The sequence below is a fragment of the Streptomyces sp. NBC_01260 genome, assembly GCF_036226405.1.
Taxonomy (GTDB): Bacteria; Actinomycetota; Actinomycetes; order Streptomycetales; family Streptomycetaceae; genus Streptomyces; species Streptomyces laculatispora.
Genome location: NZ_CP108464.1, coordinates 1,640,980 through 1,655,804, shown reverse-complemented (window position 1 = coordinate 1,655,804; position 14,825 = coordinate 1,640,980). Strand labels below are relative to the sequence as shown.

At 72.9% G+C, this 14,825-nt stretch carries 12 protein-coding genes and 1 pseudogene; 7 read left to right on the top strand and 6 right to left on the bottom strand.

The window, feature by feature from the left end:
• Nucleotides 1–779 precede the first annotated feature (779 nt).
• Nucleotides 780–1,451, bottom strand: a complete 672-nt coding sequence (locus tag OG322_RS07300; protein ID WP_329306206.1) for a TetR/AcrR family transcriptional regulator — start codon at nt 1,449–1,451, stop codon at nt 780–782.
• A 425-nt stretch (nt 1,452–1,876) separates the two neighbouring features.
• On the opposite strand from OG322_RS07300, the gene OG322_RS07295 reads away from it, so the two are divergent.
• The 4 genes and pseudogenes from OG322_RS07295 (at nt 1,877) to OG322_RS07280 (ending at nt 5,955) form a co-directional block, all read left to right on the top strand.
• The gene (locus OG322_RS07295; RefSeq protein WP_124285424.1) at nt 1,877–3,364 is read left to right on the top strand and encodes a carboxylesterase/lipase family protein; all 1,488 of its coding nucleotides are present in this window, start codon (nt 1,877–1,879) and stop codon (nt 3,362–3,364) included.
• 485 nt (nt 3,365–3,849) lie between these two features.
• Nucleotides 3,850–4,437, top strand: coding sequence for an RNA 2',3'-cyclic phosphodiesterase (thpR, locus tag OG322_RS07290; protein WP_123462978.1), 588 nt, complete (start codon nt 3,850–3,852; stop codon nt 4,435–4,437).
• A pseudogene (locus tag OG322_RS07285) lies at nt 4,434–4,919 on the top strand (aldo/keto reductase); the annotation flags it as partial. The gene thpR and the pseudogene OG322_RS07285, both read left to right, overlap by 4 nt.
• A 223-nt stretch (nt 4,920–5,142) precedes the next feature.
• On the top strand, nt 5,143–5,955 hold the full coding sequence (locus OG322_RS07280; protein WP_124285426.1) for a phytanoyl-CoA dioxygenase family protein: 813 nt from the start codon (nt 5,143–5,145) through the stop codon (nt 5,953–5,955).
• 143 nt (nt 5,956–6,098) lie between these two features.
• Here OG322_RS07280 and tsaD read toward each other — a convergent pair whose 3' ends face one another.
• On the bottom strand, nt 6,099–7,166 hold the full coding sequence (gene tsaD / locus OG322_RS07275) for a tRNA (adenosine(37)-N6)-threonylcarbamoyltransferase complex transferase subunit TsaD (RefSeq protein ID WP_329306205.1): 1,068 nt from the start codon (nt 7,164–7,166) through the stop codon (nt 6,099–6,101).
• A gap of 177 nt (nt 7,167–7,343) precedes the next feature.
• Between tsaD and cbiE the strand changes: the two genes are divergently transcribed.
• Nucleotides 7,344–8,606: a precorrin-6y C5,15-methyltransferase (decarboxylating) subunit CbiE gene (gene cbiE, locus OG322_RS07270; RefSeq protein ID WP_241200407.1), complete on the top strand. Its 1,263-nt coding sequence runs from the start codon at nt 7,344–7,346 to the stop codon at nt 8,604–8,606.
• Complete coding sequence (cobM, locus tag OG322_RS07265; protein WP_329306204.1) at nt 8,603–9,352, top strand: precorrin-4 C(11)-methyltransferase; 750 nt, start codon at nt 8,603–8,605, stop codon at nt 9,350–9,352. The genes cbiE and cobM overlap by 4 nt, the downstream gene beginning before the upstream one ends.
• A 29-nt stretch (nt 9,353–9,381) precedes the next feature.
• On the opposite strand, the gene OG322_RS07260 is transcribed toward cobM, so the two are convergent.
• Nucleotides 9,382–10,497, bottom strand: a complete 1,116-nt coding sequence (locus OG322_RS07260; RefSeq protein ID WP_123462987.1) for a cobalt-precorrin-5B (C(1))-methyltransferase — start codon at nt 10,495–10,497, stop codon at nt 9,382–9,384.
• Between the two features lie 11 nt (nt 10,498–10,508).
• Between OG322_RS07260 and OG322_RS07255 the strand changes: the two genes are divergently transcribed.
• Nucleotides 10,509–11,264 (top strand): cobalt-precorrin-6A reductase, encoded by a 756-nt coding sequence (locus tag OG322_RS07255; RefSeq protein ID WP_329306203.1) that lies wholly within the window; start codon nt 10,509–10,511, stop codon nt 11,262–11,264.
• 18 nt (nt 11,265–11,282) lie between these two features.
• Here the strand turns inward: OG322_RS07255 and OG322_RS07250 are convergent, their stop codons facing one another.
• The 3 genes from OG322_RS07250 to cobG form a co-directional block, all read right to left on the bottom strand.
• Entirely contained in the window at nt 11,283–12,794 is a 1,512-nt protein-coding gene (locus tag OG322_RS07250) for a precorrin-2 C(20)-methyltransferase (RefSeq protein WP_123462991.1), read from the bottom strand.
• The gene (locus OG322_RS07245; RefSeq protein WP_207315504.1) at nt 12,791–13,417 is read right to left on the bottom strand and encodes a precorrin-8X methylmutase; all 627 of its coding nucleotides are present in this window, start codon (nt 13,415–13,417) and stop codon (nt 12,791–12,793) included. Before OG322_RS07245 ends, OG322_RS07250 begins: the two co-directional genes overlap by 4 nt.
• An 84-nt stretch (nt 13,418–13,501) precedes the next feature.
• Nucleotides 13,502–14,821, bottom strand: coding sequence for a precorrin-3B synthase (cobG, locus tag OG322_RS07240; RefSeq protein ID WP_329306202.1), 1,320 nt, complete (start codon nt 14,819–14,821; stop codon nt 13,502–13,504).
• Nucleotides 14,822–14,825: the final 4 nt, after the last annotated feature.

Sequence of the window (14,825 nt, the reverse complement as noted above, 5' to 3'; positions counted from 1 at the left end):
GATGCGGCCTCCCGCTCCGTGCCAGTGGTGGTGAGTCCCCGCGTTCGTCCAGGGCGTCCCACTCTCCAGTCCCCTCGTGGTGCAAGTGAGGTGGTGGCGGCCAGGGAGGCCAACCCTGCTGATGCCGCTCCAATGATGGTCGTCAGGAGGATGTTGGCGATACGGCCGGGGACGACATTCTCGGGCCTGTCCGGCAGAGTCGTCCCGGCCTGAGAACCACCGAAGACCCGGGTGGAGATGTCATCATCGACGCCGCCACCCGGGTCAACCAGCAACTCAGCTGCGGGGCTTGCCCGCCAGATCCGCCACGAAGGCCAGGCAGGCCATGTTCGGGCTGTGCTCCAGACAATCCGCTGCGTCACGCAGCAACAGCCCGCTGCCTGATAGTCCCGTGGGCGGGAGCGCCCGGAGCCGGATGCGGGCCGGCTCCGGGCGCTCGTGTCCGCGACGCCCGCCCGAACCCGGCGAAGCCCTGTCGGAGGTCGGCGCGGCTGGTCGTGTACTTCGTCCTGGCCCTGTGTCCGTTCGGGAGATCAGGTCGCGGGCGCGGCCTTTCTGGACCTCCTCGCCGTTGATCGCGCACCGCAGTTCGAGGTCGTCGGGATTGCCGAACTCGTCCGAGGGGCCGACCACGCGCTGAGCAGGCAATCTTCCGGCGCGGCGACATCACCGTCACCTGCGACTCGCGCGGGAACTACTTCAGACGCGTCCGGCCGCCGGCCCGTCCGACCCGTTGTCATCTCCCGCCGCATGTGTGGGGGCCTTCTCCGTAAGGTCCGTCAGCCGAGGGGCGCCGTCGGCGGCAGGGTCGCGCCGGTGGTGGAGACCGACCGGTACAGCCGGTCGAGGTAGGTGCGCAGCCGCTGGGCCATGTCGATGGAGTCCGGGGCGAGCGCCCACTGGAGCTGAATGCCGTCCATCACGGCGATGACCTCCTGGGCCGTCGCCGTGCAGTCCGTGGCCGGCAGGAATTCGCCTGTGCCGACCGCGGTCCTGAGGATCTCGGAGAGCTGGCTGACGATCGTGTCGTAGCGGCGGGCGAAGAAGGCGTGGGCGGGGTGGCCGGGGTCGGATGACTCGCCGACCAGGACGTTGAACATCCGTGTGCGGCCGGGGCGGCGGCTGTTGTAGTCGACGAGTTCGAGCAGGCGCACGAAGCAGTGCGCGGCGGAGTCGAAGTCCGTGCGGAAGAACTTCTCGACGTCGTGCTCCTCGCTCCGTTCGAGTACCGAGACGAGCAGATCCTCCTTGCTGCGGAAGTGGTGCAGCAGACCGCTCTGCGTGACGCCGACCTCCTTCGCGATGCGAGCCAGGGAGGAGGCGTGAAAGCCCCACTGCGCGAAGTGTTCCACTGCCGCGTCCAGGATGCGCCGGCGCCGCTCGTCGCCGACGGAATAGGGCCCGCGCGCCTTGGTGCCGGTCTGCTGCCGACGGCTGTTCGTCCGATCCATGCGCTCACCGTAGCCAGGTGGCCGGGAGGCTTCCGGATTTGAGACTCACGCCACTTCCCAAAAGCTACCACCTGCTCGGTTTTCGTGATTGTCTGTGCTTACCTGCACGGTGTGAGAGCCGCCCGACTCTGCCCGCGGCACCTTTCGGCGATCGGCAGCCGCTGCCGGTCTCGCCGTCGGCGCCACCGTCGCGACCTGCCACCTCTTCTCGTTTCCCGCACGCGAGAGCAGCCGAGGAGGACGGACATGAGCAGCTCCAGATCCGGGACGGACCACGCATCCGCAAGAACACCGAGATCCGTAAGGCCCTGTGCGACGCCGGTGCCGGCGTCGTCGTCATGGCGCACTGGCAGGCACAGTCCGGCAAGGGCGCCGCCGTCACCCACGACGCCCCGCGCTCCTGACCACACCCCATGGAGGCCACCATGCCGCACGACTCCGCCACCCCCCACGTCACCGTCCGCACGCCGCACGGCCCCGTGCGTGGTGAGCGCCACGCCACCGGGGTGAAGTTCCTCGGGATCCCCTACGCCCAGCCGCCCGTCGGCGCACTCCGGTTCGCCGCACCCGTACCGCCCGAGCCGTGGACCGAGGTCCTCGACGCCACCTCCTACGGACCGACCGCGCAGCGCAGGCAGTTCGCCGAGGTCACCACCATCCCCGAGCCGTCCATCCCGGGCGCCTCCACGCTCAACCTGAACGTCTTCACCCCCGACCCGTCCCCGGCCGCCGGCCTGCCGGTCCTCGTATGGCTGCACGGCGGCGGCTTCGTCGCCGGATCGGCCGCCAGTCCCTGGTACGACGGCGGGGCCTTCAACCGGGACGGCGTCGTCCTCGTCTCGCTCGGCTACCGGCTCGGTATCGAGGGCTTCCTGCAGCTGCCCGACGCGCCGGACAACCGGGGTGTACGCGACTGGATCGCCGCCCTGGAGTGGGTACGCGACACCATCGCCTCCTTCGGTGGCGATCCCGCCAAGGTGACCGTGGCCGGCCAGTCGGCGGGCGGCGGGGCCGTGCAGACGCTGCTCGCCACACCCGCCGCCCAGGGTCTGTTCAGGGCGGCGATCTCGGCGTCCGGCGCCGTGATGGAGCCGCAGAGCCGGGAAGTGGCCGAGGCCGTCAGCCGGCTGTTCACGCGGCGCACCGGCGTCCCCGCGACCGCCGCCGCGCTCCAGGACGCGACCGACGCCGAACTCCTCGCCCACCAGGACGCGCTCGGCGCCCCCGGGCCCGACCGGGGACAGCTGCCGATGCTCGTCCTCGCTCCCTTCGCCGACGGGGAGCTGATCCCGCAGCCGGTGCCCGACGCGCTCACCGCCGGCGACGCGGGCGAAGGCATCCCGCTGATGGCCGGCTTCACCGCACACGAGTTCAACGGCATGCCGCAGCCGGACGCCACCGACGCGGACCTGAGCGGCCTGCTCGCCGCCCTCGGCCTCGACGAGCACCACGCCCGGCTCTTCCGCGACACGTACGCCTCGTACGCGGGCGATCCGGCCGTCCTGTCGGGTCAGGCGGTCACCGACACGACGTTCCGTGCTCCCGGGCTGGCCATCGCCGACGCACGGGCGCGGCTCGGACGGCCCACCTGGCTCTACCAGTTCGGCTGGGCCGGCACCGCACCGGGCTGCGCGGGCATGGCGTACCACTGCACGGACCTGCCGTTCGCGTTCGACGTCCTCGACGCCGAAGGCGTCACCGCCGCCCTCGGCGAGAACCCGGCACAGCACCTGGCCGACGCCATGCACGCGGCCTGGGTCGCGTTCGTCCGCGACCTGGACCCGGGACCGTCCTGGCCGCGGTACAGCCGCGAGGGCCGCGAGACGATGATCTGGGACGAGTCGCCGCGCATCGAGCGCGACCCGCTGAGCGCGGTACGGGAGACCTGGGCGCGGCCGTTGCCGCGGGGGTGATCGGCAGACGTAGCGGGCCTGCGCGCGGCGCCTCGGGGGGAGGCGCCCGCCGGTCCCGCTGCCCGGGCTGAACCGCATTCCCCGAGTGGCCGGAACGGGCTCCACGCCGCGCACCCGCGATGCGGTCGGCGCGGGCGTGGCGTTCTCACTGAGCGCCGAAGCGGACAACCGAACCGCGCCGTTGCCCACCCCGCCACTGCCGGTGACCGGCGCGGACGCTCGCGGCTGCGTCACGCCCGGCCTGGCCGCCGAGGGTGGGCGGGGAAGCGACGGCAGGTTTCACCCCGTCTCGACCCCTCGTGGCACCGACACCGGCGACGACCACGAGCACGATGCCAAAGGCGGGGGCCACGCCGGGACGCTGCCCGAGCACCAGGAGGCCGATCATCAGGGCGACGGCTGGTCCCAGGAACCCGGCCTCAGGTCCACTACCACGCCGCCGGCGCCTTCGCCTCAACCAGTCATCATGCGGTACGAAGTCCGGTGTGAACGAACAGACCCAGCCCACGACCGTTCGCGTGTTCATCGCCCTCGCCCCACCCGACCACGCGAAGGATGAACTCGCCCGGGAACTCCGCCCCGCCTATGACACGTACCCTCACCTGCGGTGGAACCGCATCGAGGACTGGCACATCACCTTGGCGTTCCTCGGGGAACTTCCCGTCTCCACCGTTCCGCTCCTGCGCCAGCCGCTCGCCGGCCTCGCGGCGGCCCACCAGCCAATCCGCCTGACACTGCGCGGTGGCGGAACCTTCGACGACCGGGTGCTGTGGAGCGGTATCGACGGAGATCTGGACGGGCTGCGGATGCTCGCCGCCGACGTACGTACGGTGGTCAAGAGCTGCGGTGTCGCGTTCGAGGGCCGACCACTGCGCCCGCATCTGACGTTGGCTCGTGCACGACGGGGCGATCGGTCCTCGACGGCGGACATCGCCGCAGGGCTCACCGAATTCGCCGGAAGCCGATGGCCGGCCGAACGTCTGCACCTGGTCGGCAGCAACGCCGGCCGCAGCACCGGGCCGATCCACTACCGCGACATCGAGTCATGGGCCCTCGGCGGCATGGGGGCATGAACATCACAGCCCCTCAGATCGTTCTCGGGACGATGGACTTCGGCACCCGCGTCGGCCCCGAACAAGCCTTCGCGATCCTCGACTCCCTCGTCGCCGGCGGCGGTGTCTGGCTCGACACCGCGAACTGCTACTCCTTCTGGGCCGACCCCAACGGCGTCGACGGCGCCAGTGAGCGCGTCCTCGGCGCGTGGCTCCGGGCCCGCCCCGGCGCACGTGACGCGGTGCGCATCGCGACGAAGGTCCGACAGAACCCGCTCGTCCCGCACTCCTGGCCGGACAGCGCCGAAGGGCTCTCCGCCGACGCCGTCCGCGCCGGCGTCGAGGGGAGTCTGAGGCGTCTCGGAGTCGATCACGTCGATATGCTCTGGGCCCACGCCGAGGACCGCGGCGTGCCGTTGGAGGAGACGGTCGGCGTCTTCGGCGAACTGGTCTCGAAGGGAACGGTGCTGCGCGTCGGGGCGGCGAACCACGCCGCTTTTCGCCATCCTGCGCGCCGAGCACCCCGCGCAGGACCGGGTCGCGTTCCTCCGCAAGCGCCGTGCCGACCTGGAGCAGCGGGTGACGGCACTGTGCCGGGCGATGGAGGTCCTCGACGAGAAGATCGCCTACGCCCCGCGCCCGGCTCCAGCCCTGCCCGTGTGGCCCGGTGGCCGCGGTGCGGATAATGAGGGGTGATCGGGGCCGGTGTCGCCGCACGATGGGGGCATGGATGACACGACCTTGGTATCCCGTTTCCTGCGCGACGGCTTCGTGAAGTTGGAGGGCGCGGTAGCGCCGCGTGTGGCCGCGGACTGTGCGCGGCTGCTGTGGCGGGAGACGGGCTGCGACCCGGACGATCCGGCGACGTGGACGCAGCCCGTGCACTGGGTGGCCGGCATGGCGCAGGGGCCGTTCGCCGCCGCGCCCAACTCTCCGTCCCTGCAGCACGCGTACGACCTGCTCGTCGGCGCGGGATGCTGGGAGCCGCGTTACTCGCTGGGCACGTTCCCGCTGCGCTTCCCGCACGAGGAGGAGCCGGACGACGCGGGCTGGCACATCGAGGGGAGCTATCTGCCGGAGGGCGAGAGCTGGTACTTCACCAATCTGCGCTCCCGGGGCCGGGCGCTGCTGATGCTGTTCCTGTTCAGCGAGGTCGGTGAGGAGGACGCCCCGACCCGGATCCGGGTCGGCTCGCACCTCGATGTGCCGAAGGTGCTGGAGAAGCACGGGGAGGACGGGGCGAGCGGGCTGGCCCTCGCGCCCGACCTGGTGGCGGCGTCCGGCCACCGGCCCGTCGTCCTCGCCACCGGGTCCCCGGGCGACGTCTTCCTGTGCCATCCGTTCCTGGTCCACGCGGCGCAACCGCACCATGGGGTGCGGCCGCGCTTCATGGCCCAGCCGCCGCTGATGCCGGCCGCGCCGTACGAACTGGAGCGGGCCGACGGCGCGTACTCACCCGTGGAGATCGCGATCCGCCGGGGCCTGGGCCAGGACACCCCCGGCCCGGACGGGGACGGCACCGATTGCGGCGCCGGGTAGGCGTGCTTCATCGCCCCGGCGGTGCTGCGTCGCCCGGCCGACCCGCGCACCGACCGCGCCCACGCCTTCGCCAAGGACACGGGCGGGTACGTGGCCCCGTCGCTCGCCACCGGATACGGGAACCGGCCGGACCAGGGGTCGCATCACGCGGCCCCGGCGGCACGGGTGACGGGATGCAGGGCGGCGTACTCCAGGGGCGCGGACGGGTCGATGGACATGTCCAGCGGGGCGGCTTCGGCTCCCGCGCGGACCAGGAGGTCACCGACCGCCGCGATCATCGCGCCGTTGTCGGTGCACAGCTTCAGCGGCGGCACCCGCAGCGTGACTCCGGCGGCCCGGCAGCGTTCCTCGGCGAGCGCCCGTACCCGGGAGTTGGCAGCCACCCCACCGACCACGACCAGCGTTCCCACCCCGTGCTCGCGGCAGGCGGCGACCGCCTTGCGCGTCAGTACGTCGGCCACGGCCTCCTGCAGCGAGGCCGCCCCGTCCTCCAGCGGCGGTTCCCCGCCGCGCAGCCGGTGCTGCTCGGCCCAGCGTGCGGCAGAGGTCTTCAGTCCGGAGAAGGAGAAGTCGTAGCGCGAGTCCCGCGGCCCGGTCAGCGGCCGCGGGAACGCCACGGCGCGCGGATTGCCCTCCCTCGCGACGCGGTCGATGGCCGGACCGCCCGGATACGGCAGCCCGAACACCCGGGCCACCTTGTCGAAGCACTCGCCCGCCGCGTCGTCGATGGTGTCGCCCAGGTGCACGATCGGGTCCCGCGCCAGATCGCGTACGAGCAGCAGCGAGGTGTGGCCGCCCGAGACGATCAGCACCATGCAGGGATCGGGCAGGGGCCCGTGCTCCAGGGTGTCGGCAGCGACGTGACCGGCCAGGTGATGCACCCCGTACAGCGGCACCCCCAGCGAGAACGCCAGGGTCTTCGCACCGGCCAGGCCCACCTGGAGCGCGCCGGAAAGGCCGGGTCCGGTGGTCACGGCCACTGCCCCGATGTCCGCCGTCCGCAGCCCGGCCCGGTCCAGCGCCTCCCGCACGACGGGCGTGAAGGAGTGCACGTGCGCCCGCGCGGCGATCTCCGGGACCACTCCGCCGAATCGCGCGTGCTCGTCCATGCTCGACGCGACCGCGTGCCCGAGCAGCCGCCCGTCGCGTACGAGACCCGCGCCGGTTTCGTCGCACGAGGACTCGATGCCCAGCACCAGTGGAGATTTCACGTCCCGCTCTCCTGCGTAGAACAGTTAATTGCGATCTATGTGCAATAAGAGTAAGGGGAGCTCCACCTGACCGGTGTCCGGCCGATGCCGGACAGTAGAGTTCGGGTGCGCCAGCCCCCGAGCACCGAGGTATCGTCCGTGACTCCCGAACCCCCCGCACACCCCGTTCCACCTGCAGTGAGCGTGGTGGGAATCGGAGCCGACGGGTGGTCCGGACTGCCTGACGCGGCCCGCTCGGAACTCATGGACGCGCAGGTCCTGATCGGTGGTGAGCGCCAACTGGGCCTGCTCCCGCCGGAGTGCGCGGGACGGCGCGTGGCATGGCCCTCGCCGCTGCGACCCGCGGTTCCCGGCCTGCTCGCCGCACACGCGGGGAACAGGATCGCCGTACTGGCCAGCGGCGACCCGATGTTCTACGGCATCGGCCGGGCCCTCACCGAAGTGCTCGGCGCCGATGGGCTGCGCGTCCTGCCGCACCCGTCGTCCGTGTCCTACGCCTGCGCCCGCGTCGGCTGGCCCCTTGAGGACACCGAGGTCATCACCCTGGTCGGCCGGCCCGCGGCCCGGCTCGCGGCCGCCCTGCACAACGGCCGCCGGCTGCTGATCCTCAGCGCGGACGCCACCACTCCCGCCGTGGTCGCCGCGCTGCTGCGTGACCACGGCTTCGGGCCGAGCCCGCTCCGTGTCCTGGAGCAGCTCGGCGGTGCGAACGAGGCGTGGACCGACGGCACCGCCGACACCTGGGCGCACCCGCCCGGCGACCCGCTGAACGTCATCGCGGTCGAATGCCGCCGTGCCCCCGGCGCCGGGCACCTCGGCGCCGTCCCCGGTCTGCCCGACGAGGCGTACGAACACGACGGCCAGCTCACCAAGCGCCACATCCGGGCCGCGACCCTCGGCGTGCTCGCACCGGCTCCGGGCGAGCTGCTGTGGGACGTCGGCGGTGGCTCGGGGTCCGTGGCGATCGAGTGGATGCGTGCCCACCCCTCGTGCCGGGCGATCACCGTGGAGCGCGACCCCGTGCGGGCGGAGCGCATCACGCGCAACGCCGAACACCTCGGTGTCCCCGGACTGCGTGTGATCACCGGCAGAGCCCCCGACAGCCTGGCCGAACTGCCCACGCCCGACGCCGTGTTCATCGGTGGCGGGCTGACCGTGCCCGGCCTTCTCGACGCCTGCTGGGAAGCGATGCCGGCCGGCGGCCGCCTGGTCGCCAACACCGTCACGCTGGAGTCCGAGGCGCTGCTCACCGAGCAGTACCGCCGCCGTGGCGGTGACCTGGTCCGTCTCGCCGTCGCGCACGCCGTGCCCGTCGGCGGCTTCACCGGCTGGCGGCAGGCGATGCCGGTCACCCAGTGGTCGGTACGCAAGCCCTCGGTCGGCCCGACCGCGGGATTCTCAGCGCAAGCCCGCGCAGAACACTCAGGAGACAACAGATGACCGTGTACTTCATCGGCGCGGGGCCGGGTGCGGCCGACCTGATCACCGTGCGTGGCGCGCGCACGCTCGCCTCCTGTGGGGTGTGCCTGTACGCGGGCAGTCTGGTGCCCGCCGAACTCCTCGCCGAATGCCCCCCGGACGCCCGACTGGTCGATACCGCGCAGCTCGACATCGACCAGATCACGGCCGAGCTGACCGGCGCGCACGAGGCGGGGCACGACGTGGCGCGGCTGCACTCGGGCGACCCCTCGGTGTTCAGCGCGGTCAACGAGCAGATGCGGCGCCTCGACGAGGCGGACGTGCCCTATGAAGTGATTCCGGGCGTGCCCGCGTTCGCGGCCGCCGCGGCGGCACTCAAGCGGGAGCTGACCGTGCCCACGGTCGGCCAGACCGTCATCCTCACCCGGGTGGCCAACCGCGCCACGGCGATGCCCGAGGGCGAGGACCTGGCGACACTGGGCCGCAGCGGGGCCCTGATCGTCCTGCACCTCGCCGCCAAGTACGTGGACCGGGTCGTCGAGGAGCTGCTGCCGCACTACGGGGCCGACTGCCCGGCCGCGGTCGTCGCGCTGGCCTCCCGTCCCGACGAGCTCATCCTGCGCGGCCCCCTCGACGGCATCGCCGAGCAGGTGAAGGCGGCGGGCGTGATCCGTACCGCCGTCATCATGGTCGGCCGCACGCTCGGCGCCGATCAGTTCCGCGACAGCCACCTCTACTCGCCGGGTCGTGACCGGCACGCCTGCTGACGCCGCCGTCATGTCGGCGGGGCGGCCGGTCAGCGGACGCCGCTGCGCCCGACGACCGTGCCCGCCCGGTCGATGCAGATGACGTCGACGGCGACCGGCGCCCCGCGCAGCACGGTCAGCGCCTCGTCCCGGGCGGCGACGGCCACCAGGTCCCCGAGCGGGACGTTCCGTGCCTGGCACACCTGGAGCGCAGCGAGGCCCGTGTTCGCGGCCGCCACTTCGGCGGCCAGGGCTTCGTCCGCGCCGCCCCGCCGGGCCAGTCCGGCCAGGAAGGGCTTGTCGACCTGGGAACGGGCCGAGTGCAGGTCGAGGTGGCCGGCGGCGAGCTTCGACAGCTTGGCGAACCCGCCGCAGACGGTCAGCCGTTCCACCGGATGACGGCGTACGTACTTCAGTACCGCGCCCGCGAAGTCGCCCATGTCCAGCAGGGCGATCTCGGGCAGCCCGTACTCGGCCACGACCGTCTTCTCCGAGGTGGAGCCGGTGCAGCCCGCCACATGGCGGTGTCCCGCGGCGCGGGCCACGTCCACGCCCCGGCGGATCGAGTCGATCCACGCCGAGCAGGAGTACGGCACCACGACGCCGGTCGTGCCCAGGATCGACAGGCCGCCCAGGATGCCCAGCCGCGGGTTCCAGGTCGAGCGGGCGATCTCCTCGCCGTGGTCGACGGAGACGGTGACCTCGACATCCCCTGAACCCCGATGTGCCGCGGCGACCCGTGCGAGGTGCTCGCGGATCATCTGGCGGGGCACGGGGTTGATGGCGGGCTCGCCCACGTCGAGCGGCAGGCCGGGCAGGGTGACCGTGCCCACGCCGGGTCCTGCCCTGAACACCACTCCCGAGCCCGTCGGCAGCCTTCGGACGGTGACCCGTACGAGAGCGCCGTGGGTGACGTCCGGGTCGTCCCCGGCGTCCTTGACCACGCCGGCTGTCGCCCGCCCCTCGGCCAGCTCCTCCACCGACAGGGCGAAGGCCGGGGTCTGGCCCCGGGGGAGGGTGATGGTGACCGGGTCGGGGAAGTCCCCGGTCAGCAGGGCCGTGTACGCGGCCGTGGCTGCCGCGGTCGCGCAGGCACCGGTCGTCCAGCCGGGCCGCAGACCGGTGTGTTTGAGTTGGGCGCTGCGCCCGCCCTTCGCCTCACCCATGGATGGACTCGATGCACGTACTCGTACTCGGCGGGACCACGGAGGCCCGTCGCCTCGCCGGGCTCCTGGTGGCGGAACTTCCCGGCGGGGCCAAGGTGACCAGCTCGCTCGCCGGGCGGGTGGCCGGCCCGAGACTTCCCCCGGGCGAGGTGCGCATCGGCGGTTTCGGCGGCGCCGACGGACTTGCCGCTTGGTTGCGTACGCACCAGGTGGACGCGCTCATCGACGCCACCCATCCTTTCGCCGGGACGATCAGTTTCAACGCGGCGACAGCCGCTGCGGCTGCCCATGTTCCCCTGCTGGCGCTGCGCCGCCCCGGCTGGGTGCCCGGCGAGGGCGACGACTGGCACCCGGTCGGTTCCCTGGACGAGGCGGCACGGGCGCTGCCCGCGCGAGGGCGGCGCGTGTTCCTCACCACCGGGCGCATGGGGCTGGCCGCCTTCGCCGGGCTGGACGAGCTGTGGTTCCTGATGCGGTCGGTGGACGCGCCGGAGCCCCCGTACCCGGCCCGGATGGAGGTCCTGCTCGACCGGGGCCCGTTCGCTCTCGAAGGGGAGCGTGAGCTGATCCGCCGTCACCGCATCGACGTTCTCGTCACGAAGGACAGCGGCGGCGCCGCCACCGCCCCCAAGCTCGTCGCGGCCCGCGAGGCACGGATCCCGGTGATCGTGGTGCGCCGCCCACCGGTTCCCGGGTCAGTGGCGGTGGCCGCCACCCCCGCGCTGGCCCTCGCCTGGCTGCGCGGGCACGTCGGCTGCGGGCCGTAGCCGGAGGCCGCCGCGGACTCAGCCCTCCGGGTAGCGGCGTGGCGTCCAGACGATCTGCTGCCCGTCACCGCGCCGCACCCAGCGCGTCTGCGAGGAACCGACGATCAGGATCGTGCGCATGTCGACCTCGGCCGGGTCGAGATCGGCCAGACGTACGGTGCGTACGCTCTCGGCCGGTCCGCCGACATCCCGGCCGAGGACCACGGGCGTGTCCGGTGAGCGGTGCTCCAGGAGCAGCTCGCGCGCCTTGCCGACCTGCCAGGTCCGGCTGCGTGAACCGGGGTTGTACAGCGCGAGCACCAGGTCCGCCGAGGCCGCGGCCCGCAACCGCTCCGCGATGACCTCCCACGGCTTGAGCCGGTCCGAGAGCGAGATCGTGGCGTAGTCGTGGCCCAGCGGTGCCCCCACCCGGGCGGCGGCCGCGTTGGCTGCCGTCACCCCCGGCAGGACCCGCACCGGCACGTCCGCGTACCGCTCCTGGGAGGCCACCTCCAGTACGGCCGTCGCCATGGCGAAGACGCCGGGGTCGCCGCCGGACACCACAGCCACGCGCCGTCCGCGGCGCGCCAGGTCCAGGGCGAATTCGGCGCGCTCCGACTCGGCCTTGTTGTCGGAGCCGTGCCGCGACTGTCCCGGCCGGACCGGCACCCGGTCCAGGTAGGTGACGTAGCCGACCAGGTCGTCGGCGGCGGCCAGCGCCCCGCGGGTCTCGGGAGTGAGCCACAGCGGTCCGGCGGGGCCGGTGCCGACCACCACGACCTCGCCGCCGTCCGCAGCGCCCTCGGGACGTGGCGCGTCGATCCTGCTGGGCAGCACCGCGACCGCGAAGTACGGCACGGAGCCGGGATCGATCCCGGCCAGGTCGCCCGTACGCTCCCCGGCCATCGTGGCGCGCTCGACGTAGTGCGCCTCGGGCAGCCGCCCCGACGCGTCGAAGGCACGGCGCACAGCGGGGAACGTGCGGCCCAGTTTCATCACCACCGCGGCGTCCGTGGACGCCAGACGAGCGGTGAGCTCCTCCTCCGGCAGGGTTCCGGGCAGGATGGTCAGCACCTCCTCGCCCTCGGCGAGCGGGGTGCCGAGCCGGGCGGCCGCAGCACTGACCGAGGTGACCCCGGGGATCACTTCGGTGGGGTAGCGGTCGGCGAGCCGCTTGTGCATGTGCATGTAGGAGCCGTAGAAGAGCGGGTCGCCCTCGGCGAGCACAGCGACCGTGCGCCCCGCGTCGAGGTGGACCGCCAGGCGGGCTGCCGCCTCGGTGTAGAAGTCGTCCATCGCGCCCCGGTATCCGCCCGGATGGTCGGTGGTCTCCGTCGTGACCGGGTAGACCAGCGCCTCTTCGAGGTGGTCGGAGCGGATGTGCCCGGCCGCGATGGACCGGGCGATCGACCGTCCGTGCCGGGCGCTGTGATAGGCGACGACATCGGCTTCAGCGATGACTTGCACGGCTCGTACGGTCATCAGGGCCGGATCGCCGGGTCCGAGCCCGACTCCGTACAGCCGGCCGTTCTTCTGCTCGCTCACGCTCACTCCTCCTCGCTGGCGATCGCGTTCAGGGCGGCGGCCGCGATGGCGCTGCCGCCGCGCCGACCGCGCACGATCAGATGATCGAGCCCGGACGGGTGCGCGGCCAGGGCGTCCTTGGACTCGGCGGCGCCGATGAAGCCGACCGGCACCCCGATGACGGCGGCGGGCCGCGGTGCGCCCTCCTCGATCAGTTCGAGCAGCCGGAACAGCGCGGTGGGCGCGTTGCCGACGGCGACGACCGCGCCGTCCAGCCGGTCGCGCCACAGCTCCAGGGCGGCCGCGCTGCGGGTGGTGCCCAGCTCCGCCGCGAGACCCGGGACCGCCGGGTCGGACAGGGTGCACACGACCTCGTTGCCGGCGGGCAGCCGCCTGCGGGTGACACCGCTGGCGACCATGGCCACGTCGCACAGGATGGGCGCGCCGGCCCGCAGGGCTTCACGGGCACGGGTCACCACGTCCGGGGTGAAGGCCAGATCGCGTACGAGGTCGACCATGCCGCAGGCGTGGATCATCCGGACCGCCACCTGGCTCACATCGGCGGGCAGTCCCGACAGATCGGCCTCCGCGCGGATCGTGGCGAAGGACTGGCGATAGATGGCCGGTCCGTCCTTCTCGTACTGGTGCACAGTGCTGTCGCTCTCTTCTTCGGGCGTGGAAAGGGTGGATGGGGCGTGGAACGGTCAGGCGTCGTGGTGCCGGGCAGGGCGCTGTCAGCCGAGGCCGCCCCGGGCCGCCGTCACGGCGGCGGCGAGCGCTGACGGGCTGTCGGGGACGGCCAGCGGGGCGCGCCGTTCGTCGCCGCGCACCAGGGAGACCCGGTATCCGTCCGGGGTGGCGAGGACGTCGACCCATTCGCCCCGCGGATGACCGCACCGGCGTTCGCACCCCGACCAGTACACCGGCAGCGCCCCCACGGGCCCCAGGGTCGCTGTCGCCTCGGCCCGGACATCGGCCAGGGACTTGGCGCAGCCGGGACGCCCGATGCAGGCCCCCACCCCGGTCCAGGGGGAGTGGGGCCCGATGATCAGGCCGGCGGTCCCCAGACGGTCCAGCGCCGCTGGGGCCTGCGCCCGCTCCAGTCCTGGTACGACGACGCCGCGCCAAGGGGTCAGCCTCAGTTCGCCACCGCCCCGGTGCCGGGCGGTGCTCGTCAGCGCCTGCCACTGCTCGGCGCCGATGCGTCCCAGGGGAACGCCGGCGGACAGCGCGACCGTATCGTGCGGGCCGTTCACGATGCCGGGAGCAGGCGCAGCGGTTTCCGGCGGGCGCACGGGTCCGGCGGTGCACGCGGAGCGGATTCCGGCCTGTCGCAACCGCCCGGCCAGCCGGTCCTGGAGGATCGTGCCGTCCGCGTGCAGATCCGTCACCCGCCAGACGCCGGAGCCGCGCGCCATGTCCAGGAAGGTCTCGGCGGCGATGAGCGCGGCCTGCGGAGCGCGTGCGCCAGGGACGCGCAGAACGGATTCGGCCGGGCCGATCCGCAGAGCCGCCTCCCCGTCCCGCCGCGCCATCAGGGTCACATCGGCGCCGAGCTGGTCCACATCGCCGCGGCCGTCGTCGAGCGCGAACAGAAACCGGCCGGACAGACCGGCCGCCGTGTCGCTCGCGCACAACAGCTCGTCCAACGCGGACAGCCAGGGGCGGATGTCCCGCTCTCCCCGGCCGTCGAGCCCGGAGAGCGGGGACGCCACGATATTGCGGACGCGCTCGTGGCGCCCGGAGGGCAGCAGCCCCGACTCACCCATGCGGGAGCTCAGTTCGCTGCCGCAGTCCGGCCGCAGACCGCGCAGCTGTACATTGCCGCGTGAAGTGAGATGCAGCTCACCATCGCCCAGGCGATCCGCCAACTCCCGCAGCACGTCGGCCTGCGCCGTGGTCAGTACGCCACCGGGGACCCGGACGCGGGCCAGCGCACCGTCGTCCGCCTGGTGCAGCCGCAGCGCCCCGGGGCAGGCGTCACCGCGGTCACGGGGAGACGCGTCTCCTGTGGGCGCGGGCAAAGTGGCTGGCGGGGGCATGGCGGCGAGCATACCG

Excerpts from the sequence above, each read along its gene's own strand:
- OG322_RS07280 (WP_124285426.1), top strand. The coding sequence starts at position 5,143 with ATGGATGACACGACCTTGGTATCCCGTTTCCTGCGCGACGGCTTCGTG.
- OG322_RS07300 (WP_329306206.1), bottom strand. The coding sequence starts at position 1,451 with ATGGATCGGACGAACAGCCGTCGGCAGCAGACCGGCACCAAGGCGCGC.
- OG322_RS07260 (WP_123462987.1), bottom strand. The coding sequence starts at position 10,497 with ATGGGTGAGGCGAAGGGCGGGCGCAGCGCCCAACTCAAACACACCGGT.
- OG322_RS07295 (WP_124285424.1), top strand. The coding sequence starts at position 1,877 with ATGCCGCACGACTCCGCCACCCCCCACGTCACCGTCCGCACGCCGCAC.
- OG322_RS07255 (WP_329306203.1), top strand. The coding sequence starts at position 10,509 with ATGCACGTACTCGTACTCGGCGGGACCACGGAGGCCCGTCGCCTCGCC.
- cobG (WP_329306202.1), bottom strand. The coding sequence starts at position 14,821 with ATGCTCGCCGCCATGCCCCCGCCAGCCACTTTGCCCGCGCCCACAGGA.
- cobM (WP_329306204.1), top strand. The coding sequence starts at position 8,603 with ATGACCGTGTACTTCATCGGCGCGGGGCCGGGTGCGGCCGACCTGATC.